Below are 25,411 nucleotides of genomic sequence, written 5' to 3'. Positions count from 1 at the left end.
CGTTCCAGGTCGTTGCACAAGATGATGACTCCGCCCGAGATTTCGGACGGAGATTAAACCGGCAGAACCTTATGGAAAGACGATGCGGACCTGCCGCTCAGACGCTATCCGTCTTGGCGACATCGGACGTCTCGTCACTCTCCTCGAGCGCTTGCCGGGCACGCTGGCGTTCCACGAGTCGCGCCGCGTAGATGGAAATCTCGTAGAGAAGGATCGTCGGCAGTGCAAGGCCGATCTGGGACATCGGATCCGGCGGCGTCAGCACGGCGGCGACGATGAAGGCGAAGACGATCGCGAACTTGCGCTTTTGCGCCAGCCAAGCCGATGTCAGCAGGCCGACGCGCGCCAGCAGCGTAGTGATGACCGGAAGCTGGAAGACGAGACCGAAGGAGAAGACCAGCGTCATGATGAGGCTGAGATATTCCGAGACCTTCGGCAGCAGCGCAATGCCCACCTGACCATCGGCCGGTGCCTGCTGCATCTTCAGGAAGAACCACATCACCATGGGCGTGAAGAAGAAGTAGACGAGTGCGGCGCCCATCAAAAACAGAATCGGCGATGCGATCAGGAACGGCAGGAAAGCAGAACGCTCGTTCTTGTAGAGCCCGGGCGCGACGAATTTATAGACCTGTGCAGCGATGATCGGGAAAGAGATCACCAGCGCACCGAACATGGCGACCTTCACCTGCGTGAAGAAAAACTCCTGCGGTGCGGTATAGATCAGCTCGGCCTTGGTAACATCGAGATGCGCCCAGACGACAGCCCATTTGTATGGGTAGACCAGATAGTTGAAGAGGTGCTTGGCAAAGGCGAAACAGCCGATGAAGGCAATGAAAAACGCCACCAGCGACCAGATCAGCCGCGTGCGCAATTCCATGAGGTGTTCGATAAGCGGCTGCGGCTTATCGTCGATGTCACCCGTCATGCCTCGTCCTTCTTCTTAGGCGTTGTTTTGCTCGCTGCAGGGCGCTTCCTGGGAGAGGCCGCGGCGGCTGGAGCATCGGCCGTGGCCGCTGCAACCTTGCGAGGCGCCCGCTTCGGCTTTTCCGCGACAACCGATGTGTCGACCAGCGCAGCAGCGACCTCGTCCGTCTTGCCCGGTGCTTTTGCCCGAGGCTTGCGAACAGCTTTCGGCTTAGCAGGCGCTTCCCCAGCAACGGCGGCCGGCTGCGGCATAAGCGGCGCGGACGATACGGCCGGTGCGGCCTCGTTAGCTGCCGGAACGATTGGAGGCATTTCCGGCAGCCCCATGGACGGCTCGGACACAGGTTCGGCCGGTGTCGATGTTGCCGCGACGGGCTGATCGGCGGTCGTCGAACGCTGCAAGTCGGCCTTGATCTCGTTGCCCATCTGCCGCAGCGGGTTCATTGCTTCCCGCAATGAATTGACCGGATTGAGCTTTTGCGCATCGGAGATCGTCTGGCGCACATCGTCCAGCTCCGCCTCGCGCATGGCCTCATCGAATTGCGCGCGGAACTCGCCCGCCACTTTTCGGGCCCGCGCCGTCATTTTGCCGATTGTCCGCAACGTTGCCGGCAGTTCCTTAGGGCCAATGACCACAAGCGCCACGACGGCGATAACCAGCAGCTCAGACCAGCCTACGTCGAACATGAAAAGGCTCCTGGGCCGACAGCGAGCGTCTCAACTCCCTGCGCACCCGACATGATTATTTCGATTCGTCGGCCTTGTGTTCAACCGTGCGGGACGCTGTCGTCTGAGACGGCGTCTCATCCTCGTCGCTCATGCCTTTTTTGAAGCTCTTGATGCCCTTGGCAACGTCACCCATCAGCTCCGGGATCTTTCCACGGCCGAACAACAACAGCGCGATGGCCAGGACGATAAGCCAGTGCCATATGCTTAGAGAACCCATTGCGATAACTCCCAATTTCAACGTCTTCCCGATGTAAGACGTTTACGGACGTTTTTCAAACACCAAAATGTGCTGCACCGGCGCACTTGGGGATAGCGAGCGCCAAAGCCGCAGTCGAACATCTCCAAATGAGGAGAACGGCCCACATATTAGAAGCCGCTAATGGCAAAACCGAGACTTGCTGTCACTGTCTGGAAAAAAGCTTTGCGCGGCCAATCGGCCTGCAACGACCCGCTTATTCGTCCGAAGCGCCGCCTGGCGCCAGAAGGCCGAGTTCCTCCAGATCCAGTTGCGTGATCGGATCTTCGTCCTCGGTCAATTCGTCGCTCATCAATGGCGACGGAATGTTGAAGTTGGCGGGAATACGGCCCGAAAGCAGCCCTGCCCCCTTCAATTCCTCGAGACCGGGAAGGTCTCGCAGCTCTTCCAGCCCGAAATGATCGAGAAAATCCCGCGTCGTACCCAGCGTCACCGGACGGCCGGGGGTGCGCCGGCGACCGCGAAACCGAACCCAGCCGGATTCCATCAGGACGTCCAACGTCCCCTTGGAGGTCTGCACGCCTCTGATATCTTCAATCTCGGCGCGCGTCACCGGCTGGTGATAGGCAATGATGGCCAGGACTTCGAGTGCTGCACGCGACAGTTTTCGCACCTCGTTGTCATCGCGGCGAATTACGAAGGAAAGATCGGCGGCCGTGCGAAAAGCCCAGGCGCCGTCGACCTGTATCAGATTGACGCCACGCGTCGCATAATCGGCCTTCAGACGCTGCATGATGGAGCGCACATCGATGCCGCGGGGAACGCGATCGGCGATAAAACCTTCGGACACCGGCTGAGCGGAGGCGAAGACCAAGGCCTCGGCGATGCGTTCGGCCTCGCGGATGAGGTGTTCGTCGACGGCCGGCTCTGTCGGCGCAGCCGCTTCATCGTCCATATGGTGGTCGTCGTCCGGGCCGGTCACGCTCGCTCCTGCTCTATTCCGCCGCTTCGAGTTCTATATGGTTCGGCCCGCGACGCATATAGAGCGGCTGAAACGCGCCCTCCTGGCGGATTTCCAGCTTGCCCTCGCGCACGAGTTCCAGCGAGGCGGCAAAGGCGCTGGCGATGGCGGTGACACGCTCGCTCGCGCTGGTCATATAGCGCAGCAGATAGTGTTCCAAGGCAGTCCAGTCGGTGATCTCGCCGATCATGCGGTTGAGGATCGTCCGGGCGTCGACCAGCGACCAAACGCGGCGACGCTCGATCGTTACCTGCGTGATCGCCTGGCGCTGACGCAGGCCGGCATAGGCAGTCAAGAGATCATAGAGGCTTGCGTCATAGGCCGATTGGCGCCGGTCGGGAATATGTTCGGGCGCGCCGCGGACGAAGACGTCGCGGCCGAGACGATTGCGGTTGACGAGGCCGGTTGCCGCATCCCGCATCGCCTCCAGACGCTTCAGCCGGAAGGCAAGCGTTGCGGCCATTTCCTCGCCGGTCGGACCGTCTTCCTTGCTCTGCTGCGGAATGAGCAGCTTCGACTTGAGATAGGCGAGCCAGGCGGCCATGACTAGGTAATCGGCGGCAAGCTCGATACGGATCCGGCGGGCACGCTCGATGAACAACAGATATTGCTCGGCGAGCGCCAGCACGGAGATACGCGACAGATCGACCTTCTGGTTGCGGGCAAGATGCAGCAGAAGGTCGAGCGGGCCTTCGAAACCGGCGATATCGACGACCAGGGCAGGCTCATGCATGCCGCGCTCGGCACTATTGTCCTGCCACAGCTTGTCCATCGGCGCCGCCGCCTGCAGGCTGTTTTCCGTGCCGTCCACCTTGTTCACCTTTCAGATCCCTACTGCATAATTCCTTAAATCGGTACCGATTTAAGGAATTATGCAGCATTTCAAAGCGCTACAGCGTCCTTAGCGCGTCTTAAAAGACGCGCGGCGCTGTAGAGTTCGGTCTTACGCCACCGCAAATATCGCGTCGAATTCAGCGCGGATCGAAGCCTCGTCGGCACCGTCGTTGCGGCCGAAGGCTGCCTCGACCGCTTTCGCACGCGCCAGAGAAGCTCCGGCCAGCACCGGAACATTACGCACCACCTGCTGCATCTCATCCATGACGCCATTGCAGTGCAGCACGATATCGCATCCGCCCGCAACAATATTCGCCGCCCGCTCGCCGATTGTGCCGGCTAGAGCGTTCATCGAGGTATCGTCGGAAAGCAGCAGCCCCTGGAAGCCAATATGGCCGCGAATGATCTCGTCGATGACCTTGCGCGACGTCGTCGCCGGATTGGTGGGGTCGATGTCGGTAAAGACGACGTGGCAGGTCATTGCCATCAACTCGTCCTTGAGCGCCACGAAGGGCGGAAAATCATGCGCCTCCAGCTCCGCACGCGGAACCGTGACGACCGGCAATTCATGATGCGAATCGGCAAAGCCGCGGCCATGCCCGGGCATGTGCTTCATCACCGGCAGCACGCCGCCAGCCTTCAGACCTTCGGCGGCCGCGCGCCCCATCTCCGTCACCGTCGCGGGATCGCCGCCATAGGCGCGGTTGCCGATAACATTGCTCGAACCTTCGACGGGCACGTCGAGCACCGGCAGGCAATCGACGTTGATGCCGAACTTCAGGAGATCGAAGGCATGCAGCCGCGACATCAGCCAGGCGGCGCGCAGGCCCTGTTCGCGATCTTTGCGATAGATATCGCCCAGTGCTTGGCCGGACGGATAATGCGGCAGAATCGGCGGACGGATGCGCTGCACCCTGCCCCCCTCCTGATCGATCAATACCGGTGCATCACGGCCGACGCTATCGCGTAACGAAGCGACGAGATCGGCTATCTGCGCGGGCTCGGAAATGTTGCGTCCAAACAGGATAAAGCCCCATGGCTGTTCCGACTGATAGAAGGAACGCTCTTCGGGCGTGATGGAATGGCCGCTACAGCCGAGGATCATGGATTTTGATTCGGTCATGTTCGAATCATAAAGGCCACCTCGCGAAATGCGAATAACCTCAAACCGAGATACACAAAAGAAAACGGCGAGCCTCGGCCCGCCGCTTTCAACAATCTTGGGGCCTCGATCTCCTATTTAGAGATCAGGCAGGTGCCGCCTGCGGCGCGGTAACGCTGGCAGATGTCGGCAGCTTCATCCTTGGAGCCGGCGACGACGCGGACGCGATAGTAGGTGCCCTTGCCAGCGATATCGGCCTTGCGAATTTCGAGCGGATGACCACCGATGACGCTGGCGAACTTGACCTTCAGATTGGCCTGCGACTTCTGCGCTTCCGCCTCGGAAGGCAGCGAAGCGATCTGAACGCCGTAAGCACCGCTTGCACTTGCCGACGCGGCCGGAGCAGCCTGGGCCGCAGCCGGGCTCGCCGACGCGACCTGTTGCGGTTTCGGCTGAGCCGGAGCCGGGTGCGCGGCGGCGGCGTTATTTGTGGCAGCGGCAGGGACGGCGGGGGCGGCCTTGGCCGGCTGCTGTGCCGGACGCGAGGTCGGAACCGGAGTCGTCTTCACGACACGGATCGGCGTGCTTTCGGCGCTGGCTGAGTCGCCGTCGTCGGCCTGGTCCGCAGCCGGTTGCGAGGCCTGCGTCTCTGCCGTCGAGGGGCGAAGATCGGCGGAGGCGACTTGATTGCCGACCGGCGGTTTTGCAGCCGGCGTCTTCGGTGTCGAAGCCGGAGAGGCGGCCGTCGTGGTGTTGTCGACAGCCGGCTCCTCGCGGGCAACCAGCGAGCCATCTGGCTTGACGATCATCGTGCGCACCTTGCGCGGCGATACCGACGGAACCTGCGAATCATCGTTGGCGGCCGTATTGGCATTGTTGCCGTTCTGGTTCGGCAACAGCCGCGGATCCTCAGTTTCGCCGACCGGAGTCGGAGTGACCTGATCGTCGCTGCCGTCGTCAGGCGATACAGATTCGGGGATCAGCGTCTTCTGGACGACATCCACCGGCTGCTCATTGGAGGAAACCAGTTCCTTCTGCTTCGGCGCCGCAGTGCTGTCGCCGGCCACGCGGTCGTAGACAGCCTTGTCCTGATTGGGAACAACCGTGCCGCCTGGATTTTCCGGAGCGACCTTGACCGGATCGGCATCGGCAGTGATGACGCGCGGCTCGCCGGAGAAGGTCGAAATCGGCGAACCGTGACGAACCCAGCCGTAGATACCATAGGCGCCAAGACCCAGAACTGCGATGACGGCAGCGGCGGTCGCCATGCCACGGAACGAGCGCGCCGGACGACGGCCGGCCACAGCGGCCGGGTTCAGCGTCATGCGGGCGACGTTCTCGACCGGATTGGACGCTTCACGGTAGCTGCGGCGGAAATCCTCTTCCAACGCCCGTTCGAACTCGTCGAATTCCTCTGCAGGCTGTTTGGCCACAGCAGCAGGCTTTGCTGCCGCATTCTTGGACCAGGATGCGGCCATCGCGGCGCCGCCGAGGGCGGCTGCGGCAGCCGGCTTGATCGGCTCGGGGGCCGCTTCCTTGGCGGGCGTACCGAACAGGCTCGCCATCTCCGAGTCGATGTCGAAATCATATTCCGGCGGCACTACGATCGGCTCTTCCGGCTCGACCGGCGGCAGGTTTGGAACATGCGAGCCTTCGAAGTTCTCGACACGATCTTCAGTATCGGAGATTTCGGACGGATCGAATGGCAGAGCCTGATCGGCATCAAGAACAGGCGCAGCCTTGCGGGCCATCGGAGCTGTAGCAACAGCGACGGGCTCAGCCGGGCGCTGCGGAGCCGGCTCCTGACGCGGAGGCTGCATGACGCTGGGCGCAGCAGCTGCGGCAGTCATCGCTGCCACAGTGACGACGGGAGCAGCCGGAGGCGGCGCTACCGGGGTTGCCCGAGAGACAATCGGAGCAGGCTGCTGCGCAACCACCGGAGCGGGCGCAGGCTGCGGGATCGGTGCGGACTTGTTCGTTTCGGCAAAATCGAGCTCGGCAAGTTCCATCTCGATATCTGCGAGATCGAACTCGAAGTCCTGGCCGGCGAAGGGATCTTCGGCTTCCAGAGCGATCGGCTTTGGCTCTTCGCGCTGCGGAGGCACAGCAACGGGCGCAGTCACAGCAGCGACGGGGGCATCAACAGGTGCTGCCGGCGCCTTGGGCTCCAAGCCGAAAATATCGAAGCTCGGCTCGACCTTCGCCGTCGGCGCGGCACCCCTGGAGGGAACCGGATAGCGGTCGACATCGGCCAGCAGATCGTCGATTTCGGCGGAAAGAGCCGCAGCGTCCATCTGGACGGGCTCCGGCGCCCTGGCGACCGGCGCATCCGGTTGAGCCACGGCGGGCCGAGGCTGAGGCAGGTCCTGCATCATCGGCAGATCGAAATCGAGCGCCGTTTCGATGGGCGGCTGCGCCTGAACAACCGGCGGCGCGACCGGAGCTTGAGCCAAAGGCTTTGCTTGCGTCGGAGCCGCAACGGTGAAATTAGCAAGCGGCAGCCGCACGGTGGCGGCAGCGGACTGCGGCAGCGGCGCAGGCTTCGGAGCCGGAGCTACCGCCTGCGGTGCCGGAACGGGCTGCGGAGCAGGAGCTGGCTGCAAGGCCGGCGCGATCGACATTTCCAGTTCGTCGATCAGATCGCGTGCACCGACGGTTGGCTTGGCCGGAGCCACTGGCTGCGGCAACTCGGCAAACTGAGGTTCGCTGCGCACCGGCTCGACCGGATGCGAGAGCTGGGCTTCGCCGGCAAAAGGCTGATCTTCCGGCGAGACCGGAATGTCATCAGCAGGACTCAAACGAGGCGCATCATAACGCTCGAACTCCCGCAAGAGCTCATCTTCGAGATCGAAGGCCGGCTCTTGCCGCTGGGCTGCGGGCGCCGCCTGGGCGGCAGGCCGCGGCTCGAAACCGACGATGCGGGCGAGTTCGGCAAGCGGATCATCATCCGCAAAGAACTCGTCGTTTCCGCTTGCGCGATACGCCAACTGTTTTTCTGCCATCACCCAATCCACTCGCAAACGCTACAGATAAATGCCAGCGCAATGTGGGTAAATGGTGACGTTTATCGCATTTCATCCGGTGCTGCGGTCCCGGTTATACCAAGACCTGACTTCAAAACCGACGCGACAGCGTGCACCAGCCCAAGTCTGGCAATGCTTAATTCTCGGTTCTTATCGTTAACAAATCGTAATTCAGGTAAATCTTTACCTTTATTCCAATGTCCATGGAAGGAACTTGCCAGATCGTAAAGATAAAAAGCGATGCGGTGAGGCTCCTGCGACTGGGCTGCAGCCTCAATGATTCGCGGGAATTCCGCAATCTTTGCGATGAGCTGTAATTCGGTCGGATCGGAGATCGCGCCGCTGACCGCTTTTGCCAGATCGAGCGAGGCAATATCGAGATCGGGGAAGGCTTCCTTGGCCTGCCGGAAAACCGACATGCAGCGCGCATGTGCGTATTGCACGTAGAAGACAGGATTGTCCTTGGACTGCTCGGTCACCTTGGCGAAGTCGAAGTCCAGAGGTTCGGAATTCTTCCGGTACAGCATCATGAAGCGTACAGAATCGCGGCCGACTTCTTCGACCACGTCGCGCAGCGTGACGAAGTCGCCAGAGCGCTTCGACATCTTCACCGGCTCGCCATTACGGAACAACTTGACGAGCTGGCACAGCAGCACCGTCAGTTTCGCCTGACCGTCCGAAACACCACGCGCCACGGCTTCCAGCCGCTTGACGTAGCCGCCATGGTCGGCGCCGAGAATATAGATCATCTCGTTGAAGCCTCGGTCGAACTTGTTCTTGAAGTAGGCGACGTCGGCGGCGAAATAGGTATAGGAGCCATCCGACTTGATCAGCGGACGGTCGATGTCGTCACCCACTTCCGTCGAACGGAACAGGGTCTGCTCACGATCTTCCCAATCTTCCGGCAACTGTCCCTTCGGCGGCGGCAGCGCGCCCTTGTAGACGTATCCCTTGAAGGTCAGGTCGTTGATCGCGGTACGGATCAGGGCGGCACCATTGGCATGCAGCGTCCGCTCGGAGAAGAAGACGTCATGATGGACGTTCAACGCTTCCAGATCGGCACGGATCATCGCCATCATCGCGTCGATGGCGCGTTCCTTGATAATCGGCAGCCATTGATCTTCCGGCATGCCACGCAGCTTGGTGCCGAATTCCTTCGCCAGTGCCTCACCGACCGGAACGAGATAGTCGCCGGGATAGAGACCGGCCGGGATGTCGCCGACCTGCTCGCCAAGCGCCTCGCGGTAACGGAGGAAGACCGACCGCGCCAGCACATCGATCTGCGAGCCGGCGTCGTTGATGTAATATTCCTTGGTAACGTCATAGCCGGCAAAACCGAGCAGATTCGCCAGTGCATCGCCGACGACGGCGCCGCGGCAATGGCCGACATGCATCGGCCCCGTCGGATTGGCGGAGACATATTCGACGTTGACTTTCTGGCCTGCACCAAGGGTCGAGCGTCCGAATTTTTGGCCTTCGGAGATCATCGTCGCCAGCAGGCGCTGCCAATAGCCAACCGAAAGGCGAATATTGATGAAGCCGGGGCCAGCCACCGAAACCTCGGCAACATCGGCATCTTCCTTCAGCTTGCCGATGATGATCTCAGCGAGCGCGCGGGGATTGGTGCCGAGCGGCTTCGACAGCACCATGGCCGCATTGGTGGCGACATCGCCGTGGCTGGGATCTCGCGGCGGCTCCACGCCGATGCGTCCAAAGTCGAGTTCGGATCGCTTTTCCTTCACAATATCAATTTGTTCAAGAGCGTTCTTAATTCTGACTTCGAAATCGGTGAAAAGGTTCATCATAGTGTCCACGCATAGCTTGGGCGGGCCCTGTCGGCCCGACGCCGCCGCTGCCTATCGCAAATCGGGAGTCTGGTCAAACAAACGCCTGTGGGCGCTGATGGCGTAGGTATCGGTCATCCCCGCTAGATAGTCGCCGACATGGCGAGCCTTGGCGGCAACGGCGAGGCCGGCGATATGGTCGACCCAATAATGGCTCTGCATCTCCTGGGGATTGTCCATATAGGCGCGGAACAGATCGGTGACGATCTGTGCTGCGCCGGCGCGGATGCGCATAATATCCGGATGGCGGTAGATACGTTTGAAGAGCATCTGCTTGATCTGCTTGTCCGTCTCGGCCATTTCCGGAGAGAAGGTGGCGATGATGCGGCCAGCAGCGCGGATATCGGCAACGTTGCTCGGCCTGATCTCGCCCAGCGCTTTTTGCGCAACGGAGATCACATCCTCCACCATGCGGGTGATCTGCCGGCGCATAATCTCATGCGTGAAGCGACTCGGCTCCAGATGCGGATAAAGCGCCCTCACCTCGGCCATCAGCGCCGAAAGAAATGGAATCTCCTCCAGCATCTCGAAATTCAGATAGCCGGAGCGCAGGCCGTCATCGATGTCATGGGTATTGTAAGCGATGTCGTCAGCGATTGCCGCCACCTGCGCCTCAAGGCTCGCAAAGGTCGCAATCTCCAGATCGTGGATTTCGCAATAGTCGAGGATCGGCTGCGGCACGGGGCCGCGCGTGCCCTTGCCATCTGATGTCAGCAGCGGACCGTTGTGCTTGACCAGCCCCTCCAACGTTTCCCAGGTGAGATTCAAACCATCGAATTCGGCATAACGCCGCTCGAGCTTCGTCACAATGCGCAGCGATTGCGCGTTGTGATCGAAGCCGCCATAGGGCAGCAGCACCTCATGCAGCGCGTCTTCACCGGTGTGGCCGAAGGGGGTGTGGCCGAAATCGTGGACGAGCGCCACGCCTTCGGCAAGATCCTCGTCGAGCTTCAGGGCGCGCGCCAAGGCGCGGGCGATCTGCGCCACCTCGATCGTGTGCGTCAGGCGCGTACGATAGTGATCGCCATCCTGCGCGATAAAAACCTGCGTCTTGTGCTTCAGCCGTCGGAAAGCGGTGGTATGCACGATGCGATCGCGGTCGCGTTGGAAATCGGAGCGCGTCGGGCTCGATCCCTCTTCATAAAGCCGTCCACGCGATTCCCGGGGATCGGTCGCATAGATAGCCCGCTCACCATAACCGAAACCCAATGCATGCCTGTCGATCGTCATTATCCATCCATTCCGGCGTTAGAGCGCCCGCGCTTTCGATTGAACGCGTGAAAGTCGCCCCATTCCTTCCAATCCAGAGCATCTTCTCCGCATTTTGATGATGCCATTCAAACGCGGGATGCTCTGGCCCATTGACGCCGCTTCACGGCCTTCATACCTATACCAAAGAAAAACAGCAAAATGGCACATGGCTCAACCATGAAACCATAGCTGTCAACGGCCGCACTTTCATGATAAAGGCTATGGATATCAGCCGTTTGAAAGGCGGACGGCTCATTGGTTCTCTCCGGATCTTGACCCCGGCAGGAGGAAGGCATGACTGAGACGAGTGTAACCCTATCGGATGCAGCGGCAAAGCGAATCGCCGCCATCGTCAGCGCCGAAACCGGCAAGCGAGCGCTTCGCGTCGCCGTCGAAGGCGGCGGCTGCTCCGGCTTCTCCTACAAATTCGATCTTGCCGACGGACCGCAAGAAGATGATATCGTTGTCGAAAAGGGCAACGCTACGGTACTGATCGACCAATTGTCGCTGGTCTATATGGCCGGCTCCGAGATCGATTTCGTCGATAATCTGCTCGGTCAGTCCTTTCAGATCAAGAATCCGAATGCGGTCGCAAGCTGCGGCTGCGGCACGAGTTTTTCGATCTGACTCTGCTGATTTTTCCACAGATTGATTGCCGGTCGGAAGCTGTTGCTTACGGCCGGTTTTCATTTGGACGGGTGGCCAAGGTCGTTTGCTGCGGATAAAAGAAAAACCGAAGCAGAGGAGCCGTCCCTTCATGAAGATCGCCACCTGGAACATCAACGGCGTCAAGGCGCGTATCGAGAACCTGTGCCAGTGGCTGAAGGACTCCGATCCCGATATCGTTTGCCTGCAGGAGATCAAGACGGTCGACGAAGGCTTTCCGCGCTTTGAGATTGAAGCGCTGGGCTATCACGCCGAGACGCATGGGCAGAAGGGTTTCAACGGCGTGGCGATCCTGTCCAAGATGAAGCCCGACGAAGTGACGCGCGGCCTGCCTGGCGATGACGCCGATGAGCAGTCCCGCTTCATCGAAGCGGTGTTCTCTGTGCCGGGGCATGGCGCGCTTCGTGTCTGCTGCCTGTATCTACCGAACGGCAATCCCATCGATACGGAAAAATATCCCTACAAGCTCGCGTGGATGGAACGCCTGCGGAAATTCGCCGTCGGTCGGCTGGAGCTTGAGGAGCCGATCATCCTCGCCGGCGACTACAACGTCATCCCGGAACCGCATGATTGTTTCGATCCGAAAGTCTGGGAAAACGATGCGCTGTTCCTGCCGCAAACCCGCCAGGCTTTCCGCCAGCTCGAGCATCTCGGCTTCACCGATGCGGTGCGCGCCACGACGGACGCGACCAAGCTTTATTCCTTCTGGGATTACCAGGCGGGCGCCTGGCCGAAGAACAACGGCATTCGCATCGATCACCTAATGCTTTCGCCGGAAGCGGCCGATCGCCTGACGTCGGCTGCAATCGAAAAGCACGTGCGTGCCTGGGAAAAGCCGTCGGACCACGTTCCCGTCATTGCGCATTTCGATTTTCAAGGCTGAGATCGGGGATTATTCGGCGCCGGCGACGTCCAGTTGATGCGCCATGGAAACGGCGACGCGACGGTCGTCTTCGCTGGCTATCGAGAAGGCCTGCTCCTGCAGGTCTTGCATCCATGGACAATCCTTCGGCTTGCACTTTTCGAGCGCCGCCGTCATGAAGGCGAGGCCGCGCACTGACTGGCCTTCCTGGAAGAGAATATTGCCAAAGACGGACATTGCGCCGGGATGGCCGCTCTTACGGGCCTGGTTCAGCCACTTCTTGGCCTGCTGCACATTGGCCGAGCCGCCCTCACCTGCCAGCATCATCTGCGCGAGCTGAAACTGCGCCTCGGGAACGCCGAAGGTCGATGCGACCTGGAAATAGAGCTGGCGCGCCTGATTGAGGTCGACCTTGACCGGGCTGTTTGCAATGCCGGTCTTGTAGTAATTGGCGAGCGCAAGCAGTGCGTTGATGAAGAAGCCGGTATCTTCGGAGCCGGGCTCTACACCCTGCTGGGCGATCTCGCTATAGATCTTGAAGGCTTCGAAATCGTCCTGGGTCACGCCATCGCCGTCGGCATACATATTGGCCAGCGCCCAACGCGAGCCAGTGTGCCCCTTCTCGGCGGCGTAACGATAGGCTTCGACCGCCTCTTCCTTCTGGCCATTCTTGTAGGCCCGGAAGCCGAATTTGAAGAGATCGAAGGGCCCCGATTCCTTTGTGACACCCGCATTGATATCGAATGCCAGGGCTTGGCCTGCGAGTGCCACAGAGGTGGCAAGCGACAGGCTGAGCATCATCATTCTCGCTGATATGAACTCGGACTTAAACATAACAGTCGATTTCTTTCGCTCCATTCGCATCCGCTACGGTGATCCCATCTGCACCGTAAGGCCTGCGAATGTATTCCCTACCGGCGCGCAAACCAGCGAGATCCCCTTTTGAGGAGGTCTGCAGGACACCAGCCCAACGCCGTTCGCCACATTTCCGAGCGTAGTCTGAAATTATGTCCAAACGAGCATCCACGCTGACGCGGTCACATGTCGCCCTTGAAACAGCCCGCCGCTTCGCTGTCCAAAGAGAGAGATTTACGATCGAACGGGTGTATGATTCCTTCGGGAAATAATGCGTTTCCGGCTGCGTCGTGAACGTCACCGTTCCGATCCCGAATTGCTCTTTTTTCCGAAGTGTAAACTGACCCATCAACCGTTTACGCACTTTCTACTAAGGCCTTCCCCTGTGCCCGTATAATCGCTGCTCCCCATTTGTGGCGGGAAATGGACAAATTGGGCGCCGGATACACGCCCGTAATCTGTTGAAATAAAGTGTTGCTGATTCGTCACAAAGAGTTTGCCGATCTTGAGGTTTCGTTAACCACGAAACGCTAGGTGAGACGGTTTTGCCGGTCGGATCTGAAAACGGCTTGGCGCCAAACTTGGAATTAAAACGCCGCGAGACCAAAAAGGGCTCGCGGCGCGGGAATCGCTTGAAGCGGCGAGGACGAGACCTCGAAAGCTGCTTCAGTTCAATGATTTATGCTTAGAATCTAACCTTCATCGACGTCGACAATGCCGCGACGAGATCATTGCCGTAGCTGTAGGTCGCGTCATTGCCGTAGGTGATGCCGTTGGAGGTGATGGTGCCGGATTTGCCGCTGGTCAGCAGGCCCAGCGCGCCGGCGAAGGTGAACTCGACATGTTCGGTCGGCTTGTAGGAAAGACCAGCACCGAGCGTCCAAGTATCCGAGCTCAAGCCATAACCCTGGCTTGTGCCGCGATCCCAGCTCAAGCTGAGCGCGCCGCTCCATTGGTCATTGAACTTATGACCAATGCCGCCGGTGACCGTCCAGCCATCCTGGTAAAGCAGATCGAGCGAGGTGAGCTCGGTCGCGCCGCCCGTATGGCAGGATATGCCACGCGTGGAGGTCGGGCAAAGCGCGATGCTCTGCAGAACGCTCCAGTTGGTCCACTTGACCGAACCGAAGGCCAGCCAGTCCGGCGCGATGCCGCTCTGCACCTTCCATTCCAAGGAGTCCGGTGCATCGGCCGAACCGAAGACGGACGTGGCTTTGCCGAAGAACGCGCGGACCGGCGGCAGTTCCGTCAGATCGACGGTGCCCTTGAGGTTATCGTATTTGACCCGGCTGTTGTAAACGAGGCTGGTACGGAGGGCATATTCGGGGATCTCATAGGCAAGACCGGCGCGCCAGCCCCAGCCATGACCGTCGACATCCAGCGAGCCGACACCGTCATAGACGGCGGAAAACGGAGCGGGAACGACGGAGACCAGACGGGACTTGTAGCCGCTGACTTCCTGATAGAAACCGCCGCCGATCAGGCGTAGCTGACCCGGACCCGCATCGAACTTGTAAGAGCAGGTCGCCGCATAATTGTGCGTACGCACCTTGGTCTCGATTTCATTGTTGGCGCCGGCCCAGTTCAGACCCGGATTGGTGTGTGCGCCGAACGGCTCGGAGTAATCGGCCATGCAGTCGATGTCATCGGTAATGCCGATCTTGAAGCCGATATAAGGCACCGCAAAATTCTCGCCGGCATCGACCGAATGCGGACGGCCATTGAGGTTGCCATCGGTCGGATCGATGTCCTTTGCATTCTTCAGCTTACGGTCGGGCATCACATAGGTCACGCCGGACTCGAAAACGTAACGTCCCTTATCGAAAAGTAAGTCAATATCGTAGCCGGCGCGATCAAGCCCGCCCGCAAAAGCGGCGCTGGCGAATGACGAGCCGATAATGAATGCAAATGCGCCCCTCAGCGCAATACGAAATGCCATTGTGTCTCCCCCGATTTCGTATTCATTAATCCGATTGTTGCGACGATCACCCGAATTGGCAATGCGGCGCCGGCAATCCACAATGTTGTGAGATATTGATTGACTTACGTAAGAAAGTGATCTGCACGCCCAATCATAGCCAAGTTTAGGCATTTTTTGCTTCTCTAATCTCTATAATGGGCCCCGGTTAGATTTTCATTCCACACTGCAACAATTCTGTTACAATCTGACAACAGTCCGGCTTTTCAATAAACCCTACCAATTTAGGGGTAACCTTTCTTGCCTGTGCGAAGCTGGAGTGTCTTGAAAAGCGACACATTTTTCTGACGCTTGCCATCGAATCAGCCGCGCAAAGAAAAAGGGCACGCTGCCTTCGCTGCGTACCCTTACATTCAGATTGTTACAGCTTCTTCAGCCGGCTTCGCTGACCCGGTCAAGCGCAACCTTGAGGCTCGAAAGTTGGCCTTCGAGTTCGCCCAAGCGCTCGCGCTCGGCGGCGACGACATCCGGGTTAGCATTGGCGACGAACTTCTCGTTCGAGAGCTTGCCGACGATGCGGGCCATTTCCTGTTCGTTTTTGGCGATCCCCTTTTCGAGACGCGCCTTTTCGGCAGCGAGGTCGATGAGGTTACCGAGCGGCAGGCAGGCTGTCGCTTCGCCGACGATGATCTGCGCCGCACCCTTCGGCGCGGTGTCGGAGAGCGAAATCTTCTCGACACGCGCCAGCCGCTTGATCGCCGCGTCATGGCGGAACAGGCGTTCGCGCGTCAGGCTGTTGGCGCCGACGAGCACCAGCGGCGCGGTGGCGGCCGGCGGCACGTTCATTTCCGAGCGTACGGAGCGCAAACCTGAGACGAGATCGATCAACCAGTTGATCTCATCGGCAGCGACATCGTCGGCATAGGAGGGCGCCGGCCAGTCCGCATGGCAGATCAGGCCATGGCGTTCCCTGCCCTCGCCTGCCGTATGCGCCCACAGCTCTTCGGTCATGAAGGGCATGAAGGGATGCAGCAGCTTATAGGTCTCTTCCAGAACGTAGGCGGCGCAGGATTGCGCCTCCGCCTTGGCGTTCTCGTCGTCACCGCTGAACACGGGCTTCAAGAGTTCGAGATACCAGTCGCAGAACTGGTTCCAGATGAAGCGATAGAGCGAGCCGGCGGCATCATTGAAACGATAGGCCTCCAACGCTTCGGTAACATCACGCTCAGTGCGGGCAAGCTCCGTCAGGATCCAGCGGTTGACAGTGAGTTCGGCTGCTTCCGGGACAAAATGCGGATCACTCTTCGCGCCGTTCATCTCGGCAAAGCGCGTAGCGTTCCAAAGCTTGGTGCCGAAATTACGGTAGCCGGCGATGCGGGCCGGATCGAGCTTCACGTCGCGACCCTGCGCCGCCATGATCGCCAGCGTAAAGCGCAGGGAATCGGCGCCGTACTGGTCGATCAGTTCGAGCGGATCGATGACGTTGCCCTTGGACTTCGACATCTTCTGCCCGTTCTTATCGCGCACTAGGGCGTGAACATAGACCGTGTGGAAAGGCTCGACGGGCTCGCCGTTTTCGTCCTGCATGAAATGCAGGCCCATCATCATCATGCGGGCAACCCAGAAGAAGATGATGTCGAAGCCGGTGACCAGCACATTGGTCGGATAGTAGCGCTCCAGTTCCGGCGTCTCATCCGGCCAGCCGAGCGTCGAGAACGGCCAGAGCGCCGAGGAGAACCAGGTATCGAGCACGTCTTCGTCACGCGTCAGGATTTCGCCCGGCCTGAAGTTTTCCAGCAAGTCCTCGACATAGGCCTTCATCGGCCCTTCATGCGAAAGATAATGCTGGATGGCGGCCTGCAGCGCCTCTTCTTCCGTCTTCTCGACGAAGACCTGACCGTCCGGACCATACCATGCCGGGATCTGGTGGCCCCACCAGAGCTGTCGGGAAATGCACCAGGGCTGGATGTTCTCCATCCAGTCGTAATAGGTCTTGTCCCAGCTCTTCGGAACGAGCTTGGTGCGGCCTTCGCGAACGGAGGCGATTGCCGGTTCGGCAAGCGTCTTGGCATCGACATACCATTGTTCGGTCAAGCGCGGTTCGATCGGCACACCACCACGGTCACCATGCGGGATGGTATGCTTGTGCGGCTCGATCTTATCGAGCAGACCAGCCTCTTCGAAGATGCGGACGATGATCTTGCGGGCTTCGAAACGATCCTTACCCTCAAGCTCATCCCAGGCGCCATGCAACGCCGCCGGATTGTCGACACCTTCGAGGAAATCCTCGTTATCCTTGATGGTGATATGGGCATCGGCTGTCAGGATATTGACGACGCGCAGGCCGCGACGCCGGCCGACGTCGAAGTCGTTAAAATCATGCGCCGGCGTCATCTTGACGGCGCCGGTACCCGCGGTCGGATCCGGATATTCGTCGGCAACGATCGGAATGCGCCGGCCGACGATCGGCAGGATAACATGCTTGCCGACGATCGCCTTGTAGCGCTCGTCACTCGGATGAACGGCGACGCCGGTATCGCCGAGCATGGTCTCCGGGCGGGTGGTGGCGACAACGAGATAGTCGCGCGTTTCCCATTCCGTCGGCTTGCCACTTTCATCGAAAGCGATCGGATGTTGATAGGTGACGCCTTCTTCGAGCGGATAGCGCAGATGCCAGAGATGGCCGTTGACCTCATGCTGCTCGACTTCGATATCCGAAATCGCCGTCAGCATTTTTGGATCCCAGTTGACCAGCCGCTTGTCGCGATAGATCAGTCCTTCCTTGTAGAGCGTGACGAAGACTTCGAGAACAGCCTTGGACAGGCCCTCGTCCATTGTGAAGCGTTCGCGCGACCAATCGCAGGAAGCGCCCAGGCGCTTCAACTGGTTGAAGATCAGGCCGCCCGATTCCGCCTTCCATTCCCAGACTTTTTCGATGAAGGCGTCACGACCCATGTCGCGGCGGCCGGGCTGCTGCCTCTCCATCAACTGGCGTTCGACAACCATCTGCGTGGCAATGCCGGCATGGTCCATGCCCGGCTGCCAGAGCACATCCTTGCCGCGCATGCGCTCGAACCGCACCATAATGTCCTGCAGCGTGTTGTTCAGCGCATGGCCCATGTGCAGCGAACCGGTGACATTCGGCGGCGGGATGACGATGGTGAAGCTTTCCGCGCCGGGCTTGGCGTTCGCACCAGCGCGAAAGGCGTCGGCCTCATCCCATTTCTGGGCGATCTTCGGTTCGACGGCGGCGGAATCATAGGTCTTGTCGAGCATTTGGGGACCGGATCTGGAGGGTTCGGTGATGCGGGTTGTAAATAGGATGGTCGCGGGCAAGTCAATAAAAAAGCCGCCCCGGAAGCCGGAGCGGCGGATCGTCTACCCGGGGCTCAGGCTGTCAGCGACGCGGGCCGCGGGCCACTCGTTCGATTTCCTCGCGCACGAGACGCTCGACCAGAGTCGGCAGATTATCGTCCAGCCATTCCTGCAGCATCGGCCGCAGCATCTCCTGGGCGATTTCGTCAAGCGACCGGCGCTCGCTGCCGTCGATGGCAGCCGCGAGCTCGCCGAAGGAACGGGCAACCTGCGCACCGGCCGCTTCCGACATCAACGAGGATGTAAGCTCAGCCTGCACTTGCGGCAGGTAGCGATCCGCGGCTGTCGTAGATGGCGGCTGATTGAAAACCGGCATCTCAACTGAAGCGGCCGCAGTAGGAGCAATGGCAGCAGCCTTGCGCTCTTCGATCGACTCAGGCTGTGGTTCGATCTTGGCTGGTGCAACCACAGCTTCGGCGAGAAGGGCAGCGGCGGGCGGGGCCACGACCGGCGAGGTCACTGCCGGTGCAGGCGCTTCGGCGATCGCGCTACGCAAGGGCACGTCGGCGACCGGATCGACACGCGGCTCGGCAAGACGCGCGGCCATGGCCGGCGGCAATTCGCGCGGTTGCGGCGTTTCGCGCGCCGAATTCAGTTGTGCGGCATTGCGCTCGGAAGCGGCACGAACGCGCGCGGCGACATCGGCGAGCGACATGGTGCGGGCGGGCGCTTCCGGCTCGCGCATCGGAATCTGCGAATTGGCGGCGACAAAACGCGGCTCGGGGACAGCGGCTGCGGCCGACGGCACGTCATCCATTTCGGCAGCAGCAAATTGATCATCGACCGTCAGGTGGATATCGTCATCCTGCTCATCATCGGCAAGGGTATAAACAGCAGGCAGAGACGGCGAAATGGATTTGCCGGCGCCGGGCTCGTTGTTCTCGATGATCCGGCGGATCGACGCCAGAATCTCTTCCATGGACGGTTCACGCACTACACTTGGCTGAGCCATATTCATCCCCGTTTTCCCAGACAACGACCGGATTCCCGCCAAAGCAGCGCCCGAATCAGCGCCAGCGTAGAATACTACCCTTGGGAAAAAAATCACCGCGATAGCACTAAGCCACCTGATGCACAGTTTTGTTACGGTGGCTGCGAATCACCTGATATTGTGGACTTCTCTCTCCAAATGCCCAACGAAAAACGGGCGCCCGAAGCGCCCGTCTCAAAAGGATGGTTCAACCGCTTAAGCGGTCAGAATACGAATGCCTTGGCCTTGGCAAAGCCCGGCAGCGGTTTGACCGAAGCGTTGAAGAAGACGTTTTCGGAAAGGGCGCCACGCTCGCGTATGAAGACGGTGGCGCGCGCGGCGTGGCCATAGCCGAGGACGACGATCAACCGGCCACCTTCGCCAAGCTGGTCAAGAAGCACCTGCGGCACTTCTTCGACCGAACCATCGACGAAAATCACGTCATAGGGACCGCTGCCGGCATGGCCCTTTTCCAACTCGCCGGTAACGACGGTCACGTTTGCCTGACCGAGCGCGGCGAGATTGGCCTTGGCTTCTGCAGCCAGCGCCTCATCGGATTCAAGTGCGACAACGGTGCCTGCAAGGATCGACAGGAGTGCCGAGACGTAACCCGTGCCGCAGCCGACATCGATAACCTTGTCTTCCTTGGTGATTTCACCGAGCTGCAGCAGCTTTGCCAGCGGCGAGGCTTCCATCAGGAAACGCGCCGGCTTGCCGGAAGCTGCGGGGCTGACCTCAATGTCATTGTCGATGTAGGCCAGGAGCTTCGACTTCTCCGGCACGAAATTCTCGCGCGGTACCGTCAAAAACGCGTTCAACACGGAATGGGAGGTGACATCCGTCGTGCGGATCTGGTTCTCGACCATTTTCACGCGTGCTGCTTCGAAATCCATCATATCCTCTCGCGCCCAAAGGCAAAGCCGGGGTTGCTGTATGCTCAGCGTGTCTTAATCGCGTGCGGCTACGCTTTCAAGGCATCGCAGCGTCGGGCGCAGAGATTCATGGCATGGCGTCGCGGCGCAACAACAGGCGTTCCCTATTGTGCCAGTCAAATCGATGCCTCAACCCGAAGCCAATGGACGCTAAAGCAGGAACAAACTGCCACATCTTCCAAAAGGCGGGCCGAAATCAACCAATTAGAGATGAGATAGGAGAAGGATGGAGGCCTCGCCCGGAATCGAACCGGGATTCAAGGATTTGCAGTCCTCTGCGTAACCACTCCGCCACGAGGCCATCCGATTTGTAAAGGCGAGTGATGGCGGGCGTTTAGAACGAATCTTATTGGAGCGCAAGACCTATCGCGGCTGATGATCAAATAACTTGATTTCCAGCCTATGAACTCGGCAAGGCGCGGCAAAGCTTAACGATTTATTAAGCACCAACTAAACCTCCGAAGGCCGCCAATTGGCGGATTGCGTCATTTTTGCGACAAGATTCTTTTTCGAGTAGCGTGCGAATAGTTCGTCAGTCTTAGTATCTTGTCAAATCATTGAGACGGGTTCAGGAAATAGTTCGCGAGGCTTATTACTTCGCACCTACTGATAGGGAACATGAACGGGATGGGGTTGGGCACGTCGTCTTTTCGGCGCGATATCTCATGCCCAATCAGGAAAAGATTGGAGTTATTATGAACATCAAGAGCCTTCTTCTCGGCTCCGCTGCCGCGCTTGCAGCAGCATCCGGCGCTCACGCGGCCGACGCCATTGTCGCCGCCGAGCCGGAGCCCCTCGAATACGTTCGCATCTGCGACGCATACGGTGCAGGCTACTTCTTCATTCCGGGCACCGAAACCTGCCTCAAGGTTGGCGGCAAGGTTCGTACGGAAGGTGAGTGGTACAACGCTTACAACCGTGACAGCCACCAGGGCACGCTCTGGCACACCCGCGCCGAGCTGAACGTCGATACCGCGACCGACACCGAATACGGTCCATTGAAGACAGAAACCATCGTTCGCTGGGACTGGAACGACGGCAACTCCACCAGCACCAACCTGCTGTGGTCCTACATCAGCCTCGGTGGCTTCACCGTCGGTAAGAAGGACTCGGCCTACAACCTCTACATCGGTTACGCCGGCGACGTCATCAACGACGATGTGATCTATGACGGTCCGTACGAACTGAACCAGTTGACCTACAACTATGACGCCGGCAACGGCTTCACGGCGGTCATCTCGCTCGAAGATTCCAATTCCAGCGGCTCGGGCGCTTCTTACGGCGCAAGCTGGTGGACGGATGACAAGGCCGATCACTACGCGCCGGACGTCGTGGCCGGTGCTGGTTACAAAGCCGGTGCATGGTCCTTCAAGGTTGTCGGCGGTTATGACTCGATCGTCGAAGAAGGTGCTGTCAAGGCCCGCGTCGATGCGGACTTCGGTGCATTTTCGGCTTTCTTGATGGGCGGCTGGAACACCGACGGCGACAAGCTCAACAAGTATGCCGGTACCAACCAGGATATCTCCGCTTGCACGGCGCCGAACGGCACTGTGAACGAATCCAAATGCGGTTGGGGTGATTGGGCTGTTTGGGGTGGCGTTGGCGTTCCGATCAACGACAAGCTGAAGTGGAACGTGCAGCTTGCCTACACTGACTCGAAGATCTTCGAAGCGACCTCGAACCTCAAGTTCAATCCGGTCAAGGATCTGCTGATCGAGCCGGAAGTGACTTACGTTCACTATGATTATGCCAAGGACGATACCGTCTCCGGCATCCTCCGCTTCGAGCGCAACTTCTGACCTGATCTGAATTGACCTCCGATCAGAGAAGAGAGGGGCCTAGCTTTCCCTGCTAGGCCCCTTTTCTATGCCGATCGCCTCCCGAATATATAACCTCGGCCCCACCTGATCCCCCACCGGGACAGCGGAAGACACTACTTTCGGCAGGCGGCATTCTTATTGCCACCACTATACCATACGTTGCAATTGACACTCAGGTAACTTAAAGGGGAACTTTGCGGCCATCGCAGCGTTAAGTCCTGAAGGGACGTTGGTCCAAACAAGGAGTCGATGCTTTGAGACACTTCGCTTCGATAGCCCTGGCAGCCTCACTTGCTATGGGAACAGTGCTGGCCGCCGCGGTTCCGGCAACGGCAATGCCGTTGACAAGCTCGCCCTCGCCTAGCCTTTCCAGCGTCATTCTGGTTCAGGAGCGCGGATCCCGACGAAACCAGGATTGGTACGATGGGCGATATTGGCGTGATCGCCACTACCACCACCGCTACTGGCGCGATAGCCGCTGGGATCGCCGCCGTTACTATGATGATGATGACTGGCGATATCGCCGCTACCATCACCGGCACCACGGAGGCATCTACTTCGAATTCCGGTAATCCATAGCGACAAGTGCCGAATTCGTTACGCGTCAAAGCGGCGGATGCGATTGCCGCAAAGAGCGGATGCTTGTGCCCATATCCCAAAAACATTCCGGCCGTTGCCGACGATATATGCGGCAACGGCCGGGCCTATTTTTCTGGCGCTAACGGCCGGCAGTTCGAAGCAGCGACAGGATCAACGGCAGACGCGTTCCTTGCGGACAACCCAATGGCCATGAACATGGTGCCGTACGGTCTTCACAACGCAATGATGGTGATGATGATCGTCGACATGCACGATCGTGGCCGCCTCAGACTGCGTGCTGATGCCGACGAAGGAAGCTAGGGCAACGGCGGAAGCAAGAATCAGGTTTTTCATTTCGAACCTCTAAAGCATTTGGGGGAATATGCTGCGCGATAGGCGCACGACGTTTTTGCGCCCGTTCAGATTAACGCTACATGAATGTATCCTCACATTTTCGAGAGCAGCCGAACCTGCGGGAAGAGTGCGTGAGAACGCCACGCTGGGCGCGAAGAGAAAGCCGCGACAGCCCGTTTCAGCCCAGGCTATCACCGGCCACGCGCCGCATGATTTCTTCTGATCGATGATCCTGTTCCGTCGCCTGCTTCATGGCTTCGCTACGCTCGTGATCGAGCGGTTTGGCGACAGATTGGGCGACCCGAGCGGAAAGGCCGCGCTCCATTAAAACAGAAAGGCCGAGCGATGCCTCGCGCCGGCCTTTCATGCTCCAGTTCGACACTGCCGGTACCTCCGCGGTCAGCGATCGAAATGGTCCATGAACTAGAATATGGCGCGGCTGCAAAATTCTGCAATAGGTAAATCGGAGTAGGACAACCGTCCGAGCGCTCGGCTAATACGCCTAGCTCGATAGCGATTCAGCTAAACCAGGCCGGACCTCGCTCCGCCCGTCTCGGGGCAGCGCGGAAGCTGATGACGAGGAAGCACTTAATCTTTCGAGGAAAAACAATCGCTTAGCGAAAGAACCATTAGAATAAAATTAGGAGCCGGTTCAATCAAGAACCGGCTCCTACAATAAAGTCAGCTACTAAGCTGAATAAACTGGCTCCCCGGGCCGGATTCGAACCGGCGACCTGTCGATTAACAGTCGAATGCTCTACCGCTGAGCTACCAGGGAATACCGCTTGGCGCGGTGTGAGCGGGGTAATACAAATGCTTTCCCGATTTGCCAAGCGGTTTTTTCAAAAAAATCCATTTCCCTTGTATTATTTCGTCGCCTTACCATTTCCTGTGGATGACCGATCAAGCCAGAACCAAAGAAAAGACCGATCGCAACGGCAACGGAAAGGCGCGGCGTTTCGGAATAGATCATACCACACATGAGCTCGTCCTTGGCTCAATTCGTATTCCGCTTCCGCAATCGAGGCTTGCCCGGCTTGGCATCGGCCTTGCGTTGATCCTCGGCGGCCTTCTCGGCTTCCTACCCATCCTCGGCTTTTGGATGCTGCCGCTTGGCTTCATCCTGTTGTCACATGATCTGCCGCTCGTAAGGCGGTGGCGACGACGCCTTGCCGTGTGGTGGACAAAACGGCGGCGCCCGACGGATTGATGTCCGTCGCCTATTTGGCGTGCAAAGCCCTCGCAGGATTGCCTATCACGGTCGTACCTGCCGCGACATCCTTGGTAACGACGGCGCCTGCTCCGACGATCGCTCCATCGCCGATGGTTACCCCGCCGAGGATGATGGCGCCGCCGCCGATCCAGACATCCCGGCCGATCTCAACCGGCCGCGTGATTTCCAACCCTGCGCGCCGCTGCACCGGATCCTTGTGGTGCTCGGCACAATATATGTGAACACCCGGCCCCAGCATACTGCCGCCGCCGATGCGCACCGGGGCGTTATCGAGAATAGTGCATCCGGCATTGAAATAGACGCGCGGGCCGAGCGAGATGTTCATGCCATAGGAGCAATGAAACGGCGCTTCGATGAACACGCCCTCGCCCACATCGGCAAACAGCATGGACAGCGCGGGACCAATACCGCCGCGCTCACCCGGCGGCATGGTGTTATGCTGATGCACAGCCTCCCGGGCAAGTGCGCGCAGGGCATCAAGTTCCGGATCGAGGCAGCGATACCATTCTCCCGCCGCCATCTTCTGTCGCTCGCTTCTGCCCATTGATCCGCTCCCCCGACGCCTCCGTCACCATATCGGGGTGATCATGCACACGATCCAGGCGGGCGGCAAGGGGAGCTCACGGCTCAGTCTGCGCCCCTCAATATCCTGCAATCAGCAGCGTCAAAGGGCCGAGCGCCATTAAGGTGAGCGCCGCCATGATCAGAAGCAGCTCCCTCATTATATATCGTTCCATTCTGATGAGGCGCGGGGATCTGCGACCCATGCGCGACTCCTCTCCATATCAAAATATTAGATGCACCTTATGCGATACATAAGACGCCGTCTTCCCCTCCTAAAGGATTAATCCGCGATAGCCCTTTAAAAGCGTTCGCAAAGGCGCAAAACTGCCGGCGGACGAGAGGTTTCCGCCCACAACAA

22 protein-coding genes and 2 tRNA genes are annotated in these 25,411 nt (G+C 59.3%); 5 read left to right on the top strand and 19 right to left on the bottom strand.

Features of this window, described 5'->3' with window-relative positions; genetic code table 11:
- Nucleotides 1-97 precede the first annotated feature (97 nt).
- The 9 genes from tatC to NXC24_RS08725 all read right to left on the bottom strand — a co-directional run bounded on the left by tatC (nt 98) and on the right by NXC24_RS08725 (nt 10,903).
- On the bottom strand, nt 98-925 hold the full coding sequence (gene tatC / locus NXC24_RS08765; protein WP_104822929.1) for a twin-arginine translocase subunit TatC: 828 nt from the start codon (nt 923-925) through the stop codon (nt 98-100).
- Nucleotides 922-1,611: a Sec-independent protein translocase protein TatB gene (gene tatB, locus NXC24_RS08760; RefSeq protein WP_104822928.1), complete on the bottom strand. Its 690-nt coding sequence runs from the start codon at nt 1,609-1,611 to the stop codon at nt 922-924. The genes tatC and tatB overlap by 4 nt, the downstream gene beginning before the upstream one ends.
- 55 nt (nt 1,612-1,666) lie before the next feature.
- The gene (locus NXC24_RS08755) at nt 1,667-1,870 is read right to left on the bottom strand and encodes a twin-arginine translocase TatA/TatE family subunit (protein ID WP_104822927.1); all 204 of its coding nucleotides are present in this window, start codon (nt 1,868-1,870) and stop codon (nt 1,667-1,669) included.
- A gap of 235 nt (nt 1,871-2,105) precedes the next feature.
- A complete protein-coding gene (gene scpB / locus NXC24_RS08750) occupies nt 2,106-2,804 on the bottom strand; it encodes an SMC-Scp complex subunit ScpB (protein WP_104825081.1) in 699 nt (232 codons plus the stop codon).
- A 40-nt stretch (nt 2,805-2,844) separates the two neighbouring features.
- On the bottom strand, nt 2,845-3,690 hold the full coding sequence (locus tag NXC24_RS08745) for a ScpA family protein (RefSeq protein WP_104822926.1): 846 nt from the start codon (nt 3,688-3,690) through the stop codon (nt 2,845-2,847).
- A 123-nt stretch (nt 3,691-3,813) separates the two neighbouring features.
- Nucleotides 3,814-4,827: a beta-N-acetylhexosaminidase gene (nagZ, locus tag NXC24_RS08740; RefSeq protein ID WP_104822925.1), complete on the bottom strand. Its 1,014-nt coding sequence runs from the start codon at nt 4,825-4,827 to the stop codon at nt 3,814-3,816.
- A 113-nt stretch (nt 4,828-4,940) separates the two neighbouring features.
- Entirely contained in the window at nt 4,941-7,808 is a 2,868-nt protein-coding gene (locus tag NXC24_RS08735; RefSeq protein WP_104822924.1) for an SPOR domain-containing protein, read from the bottom strand.
- 62 nt (nt 7,809-7,870) lie between these two features.
- Nucleotides 7,871-9,631, bottom strand: coding sequence for an arginine--tRNA ligase (gene argS, locus NXC24_RS08730; RefSeq protein ID WP_104822923.1), 1,761 nt, complete (start codon nt 9,629-9,631; stop codon nt 7,871-7,873).
- Nucleotides 9,632-9,685: 54 nt separating this feature from the next.
- On the bottom strand, nt 9,686-10,903 hold the full coding sequence (locus tag NXC24_RS08725; protein WP_104822922.1) for a deoxyguanosinetriphosphate triphosphohydrolase: 1,218 nt from the start codon (nt 10,901-10,903) through the stop codon (nt 9,686-9,688).
- Between the two features lie 315 nt (nt 10,904-11,218).
- Between NXC24_RS08725 and erpA the strand changes: the two genes are divergently transcribed.
- Entirely contained in the window at nt 11,219-11,551 is a 333-nt protein-coding gene (gene erpA / locus NXC24_RS08720) for an iron-sulfur cluster insertion protein ErpA (protein ID WP_104822921.1), read from the top strand.
- 130 nt (nt 11,552-11,681) lie between these two features.
- Nucleotides 11,682-12,473 carry an exodeoxyribonuclease III gene (xth, locus tag NXC24_RS08715; protein WP_104822920.1) on the top strand — a complete coding sequence of 264 codons (792 nt, stop codon included), beginning with the start codon at nt 11,682-11,684 and terminating at the stop codon, nt 12,471-12,473.
- 9 nt (nt 12,474-12,482) lie between these two features.
- On the opposite strand, the gene exoR is transcribed toward xth, so the two are convergent.
- From exoR to NXC24_RS08685, 6 genes are all read right to left on the bottom strand, one after another.
- A complete protein-coding gene (gene exoR / locus NXC24_RS08710; protein ID WP_104822919.1) occupies nt 12,483-13,286 on the bottom strand; it encodes an exopolysaccharide production regulator ExoR in 804 nt (267 codons plus the stop codon).
- A gap of 706 nt (nt 13,287-13,992) precedes the next feature.
- A complete protein-coding gene (locus NXC24_RS08705) occupies nt 13,993-15,246 on the bottom strand; it encodes an OmpP1/FadL family transporter (RefSeq protein ID WP_104822918.1) in 1,254 nt (417 codons plus the stop codon).
- A gap of 411 nt (nt 15,247-15,657) precedes the next feature.
- Entirely contained in the window at nt 15,658-18,501 is a 2,844-nt protein-coding gene (locus NXC24_RS08700) for a valine--tRNA ligase (protein ID WP_104822917.1), read from the bottom strand.
- A 121-nt stretch (nt 18,502-18,622) separates the two neighbouring features.
- Nucleotides 18,623-19,552 carry a DUF2497 domain-containing protein gene (locus NXC24_RS08695; RefSeq protein WP_104825080.1) on the bottom strand — a complete coding sequence of 310 codons (930 nt, stop codon included), beginning with the start codon at nt 19,550-19,552 and terminating at the stop codon, nt 18,623-18,625.
- A 242-nt stretch (nt 19,553-19,794) separates the two neighbouring features.
- A complete protein-coding gene (locus tag NXC24_RS08690) occupies nt 19,795-20,466 on the bottom strand; it encodes a protein-L-isoaspartate O-methyltransferase (protein WP_199773543.1) in 672 nt (223 codons plus the stop codon).
- A 263-nt stretch (nt 20,467-20,729) separates the two neighbouring features.
- Nucleotides 20,730-20,803, bottom strand: a tRNA-Cys gene (locus NXC24_RS08685).
- A 394-nt stretch (nt 20,804-21,197) separates the two neighbouring features.
- Between NXC24_RS08685 and NXC24_RS08680 the strand changes: the two genes are divergently transcribed.
- Entirely contained in the window at nt 21,198-22,301 is a 1,104-nt protein-coding gene (locus tag NXC24_RS08680) for a porin (RefSeq protein WP_104822916.1), read from the top strand.
- 444 nt (nt 22,302-22,745) lie between these two features.
- A complete protein-coding gene (locus NXC24_RS35060; RefSeq protein ID WP_158704448.1) occupies nt 22,746-22,901 on the top strand; it encodes a hypothetical protein in 156 nt (51 codons plus the stop codon).
- Between the two features lie 171 nt (nt 22,902-23,072).
- Here the strand turns inward: NXC24_RS35060 and NXC24_RS08670 are convergent, their stop codons facing one another.
- The 3 genes from NXC24_RS08670 to NXC24_RS08660 all read right to left on the bottom strand — a co-directional run bounded on the left by NXC24_RS08670 (nt 23,073) and on the right by NXC24_RS08660 (nt 24,033).
- The gene (locus NXC24_RS08670) at nt 23,073-23,255 is read right to left on the bottom strand and encodes a hypothetical protein (RefSeq protein ID WP_104822914.1); all 183 of its coding nucleotides are present in this window, start codon (nt 23,253-23,255) and stop codon (nt 23,073-23,075) included.
- A 178-nt stretch (nt 23,256-23,433) separates the two neighbouring features.
- On the bottom strand, nt 23,434-23,637 hold the full coding sequence (locus tag NXC24_RS08665) for a hypothetical protein (RefSeq protein WP_158704447.1): 204 nt from the start codon (nt 23,635-23,637) through the stop codon (nt 23,434-23,436).
- Nucleotides 23,638-23,958: 321 nt separating this feature from the next.
- A tRNA-Asn gene (locus NXC24_RS08660) sits at nt 23,959-24,033 on the bottom strand.
- A 117-nt stretch (nt 24,034-24,150) separates the two neighbouring features.
- Between NXC24_RS08660 and NXC24_RS08655 the strand changes: the two genes are divergently transcribed.
- Complete coding sequence (locus NXC24_RS08655) at nt 24,151-24,465, top strand: hypothetical protein (protein WP_104822912.1); 315 nt, start codon at nt 24,151-24,153, stop codon at nt 24,463-24,465.
- A gap of 10 nt (nt 24,466-24,475) precedes the next feature.
- On the opposite strand, the gene NXC24_RS08650 is transcribed toward NXC24_RS08655, so the two are convergent.
- Complete coding sequence (locus tag NXC24_RS08650; RefSeq protein ID WP_104822911.1) at nt 24,476-25,033, bottom strand: sugar O-acetyltransferase; 558 nt, start codon at nt 25,031-25,033, stop codon at nt 24,476-24,478.
- Nucleotides 25,034-25,411: the final 378 nt, after the last annotated feature.

Origin of the sequence: Rhizobium sp. NXC24, from assembly GCF_002944315.1 — a bacterium.
Classification (GTDB): Bacteria; Pseudomonadota; Alphaproteobacteria; order Rhizobiales; family Rhizobiaceae; genus Rhizobium.
The sequence above is the reverse complement of the archived record's forward strand: the minus strand, read 5'-3'. Positions and strand labels throughout refer to the sequence as shown.

Coding starts and splice junctions, on each gene's coding strand:
- argS (WP_104822923.1), bottom strand. CDS start 9,631: ATGAACCTTTTCACCGATTTCGAAGTCAGAATTAAGAACGCTCTTGAA.
- NXC24_RS08650 (WP_104822911.1), bottom strand. CDS start 25,033: ATGGGCAGAAGCGAGCGACAGAAGATGGCGGCGGGAGAATGGTATCGC.
- NXC24_RS08725 (WP_104822922.1), bottom strand. CDS start 10,903: ATGACGATCGACAGGCATGCATTGGGTTTCGGTTATGGTGAGCGGGCT.
- NXC24_RS08705 (WP_104822918.1), bottom strand. CDS start 15,246: ATGGCATTTCGTATTGCGCTGAGGGGCGCATTTGCATTCATTATCGGC.
- NXC24_RS08690 (WP_199773543.1), bottom strand. CDS start 20,466: ATGATGGATTTCGAAGCAGCACGCGTGAAAATGGTCGAGAACCAGATC.
- tatB (WP_104822928.1), bottom strand. CDS start 1,611: ATGTTCGACGTAGGCTGGTCTGAGCTGCTGGTTATCGCCGTCGTGGCG.
- NXC24_RS08735 (WP_104822924.1), bottom strand. CDS start 7,808: ATGGCAGAAAAACAGTTGGCGTATCGCGCAAGCGGAAACGACGAGTTC.
- NXC24_RS08670 (WP_104822914.1), bottom strand. CDS start 23,255: ATGAAAAACCTGATTCTTGCTTCCGCCGTTGCCCTAGCTTCCTTCGTC.
- NXC24_RS08680 (WP_104822916.1), top strand. CDS start 21,198: ATGAACATCAAGAGCCTTCTTCTCGGCTCCGCTGCCGCGCTTGCAGCA.
- NXC24_RS08700 (WP_104822917.1), bottom strand. CDS start 18,501: ATGCTCGACAAGACCTATGATTCCGCCGCCGTCGAACCGAAGATCGCC.
- NXC24_RS08695 (WP_104825080.1), bottom strand. CDS start 19,552: ATGGCTCAGCCAAGTGTAGTGCGTGAACCGTCCATGGAAGAGATTCTG.
- nagZ (WP_104822925.1), bottom strand. CDS start 4,827: ATGACCGAATCAAAATCCATGATCCTCGGCTGTAGCGGCCATTCCATC.
- tatC (WP_104822929.1), bottom strand. CDS start 925: ATGACGGGTGACATCGACGATAAGCCGCAGCCGCTTATCGAACACCTC.
- xth (WP_104822920.1), top strand. CDS start 11,682: ATGAAGATCGCCACCTGGAACATCAACGGCGTCAAGGCGCGTATCGAG.
- exoR (WP_104822919.1), bottom strand. CDS start 13,286: ATGTTTAAGTCCGAGTTCATATCAGCGAGAATGATGATGCTCAGCCTG.
- NXC24_RS08655 (WP_104822912.1), top strand. CDS start 24,151: ATGACCGATCAAGCCAGAACCAAAGAAAAGACCGATCGCAACGGCAAC.
- NXC24_RS35060 (WP_158704448.1), top strand. CDS start 22,746: ATGGGCGATATTGGCGTGATCGCCACTACCACCACCGCTACTGGCGCG.
- erpA (WP_104822921.1), top strand. CDS start 11,219: ATGACTGAGACGAGTGTAACCCTATCGGATGCAGCGGCAAAGCGAATC.
- NXC24_RS08755 (WP_104822927.1), bottom strand. CDS start 1,870: ATGGGTTCTCTAAGCATATGGCACTGGCTTATCGTCCTGGCCATCGCG.
- scpB (WP_104825081.1), bottom strand. CDS start 2,804: ATGGACGATGAAGCGGCTGCGCCGACAGAGCCGGCCGTCGACGAACAC.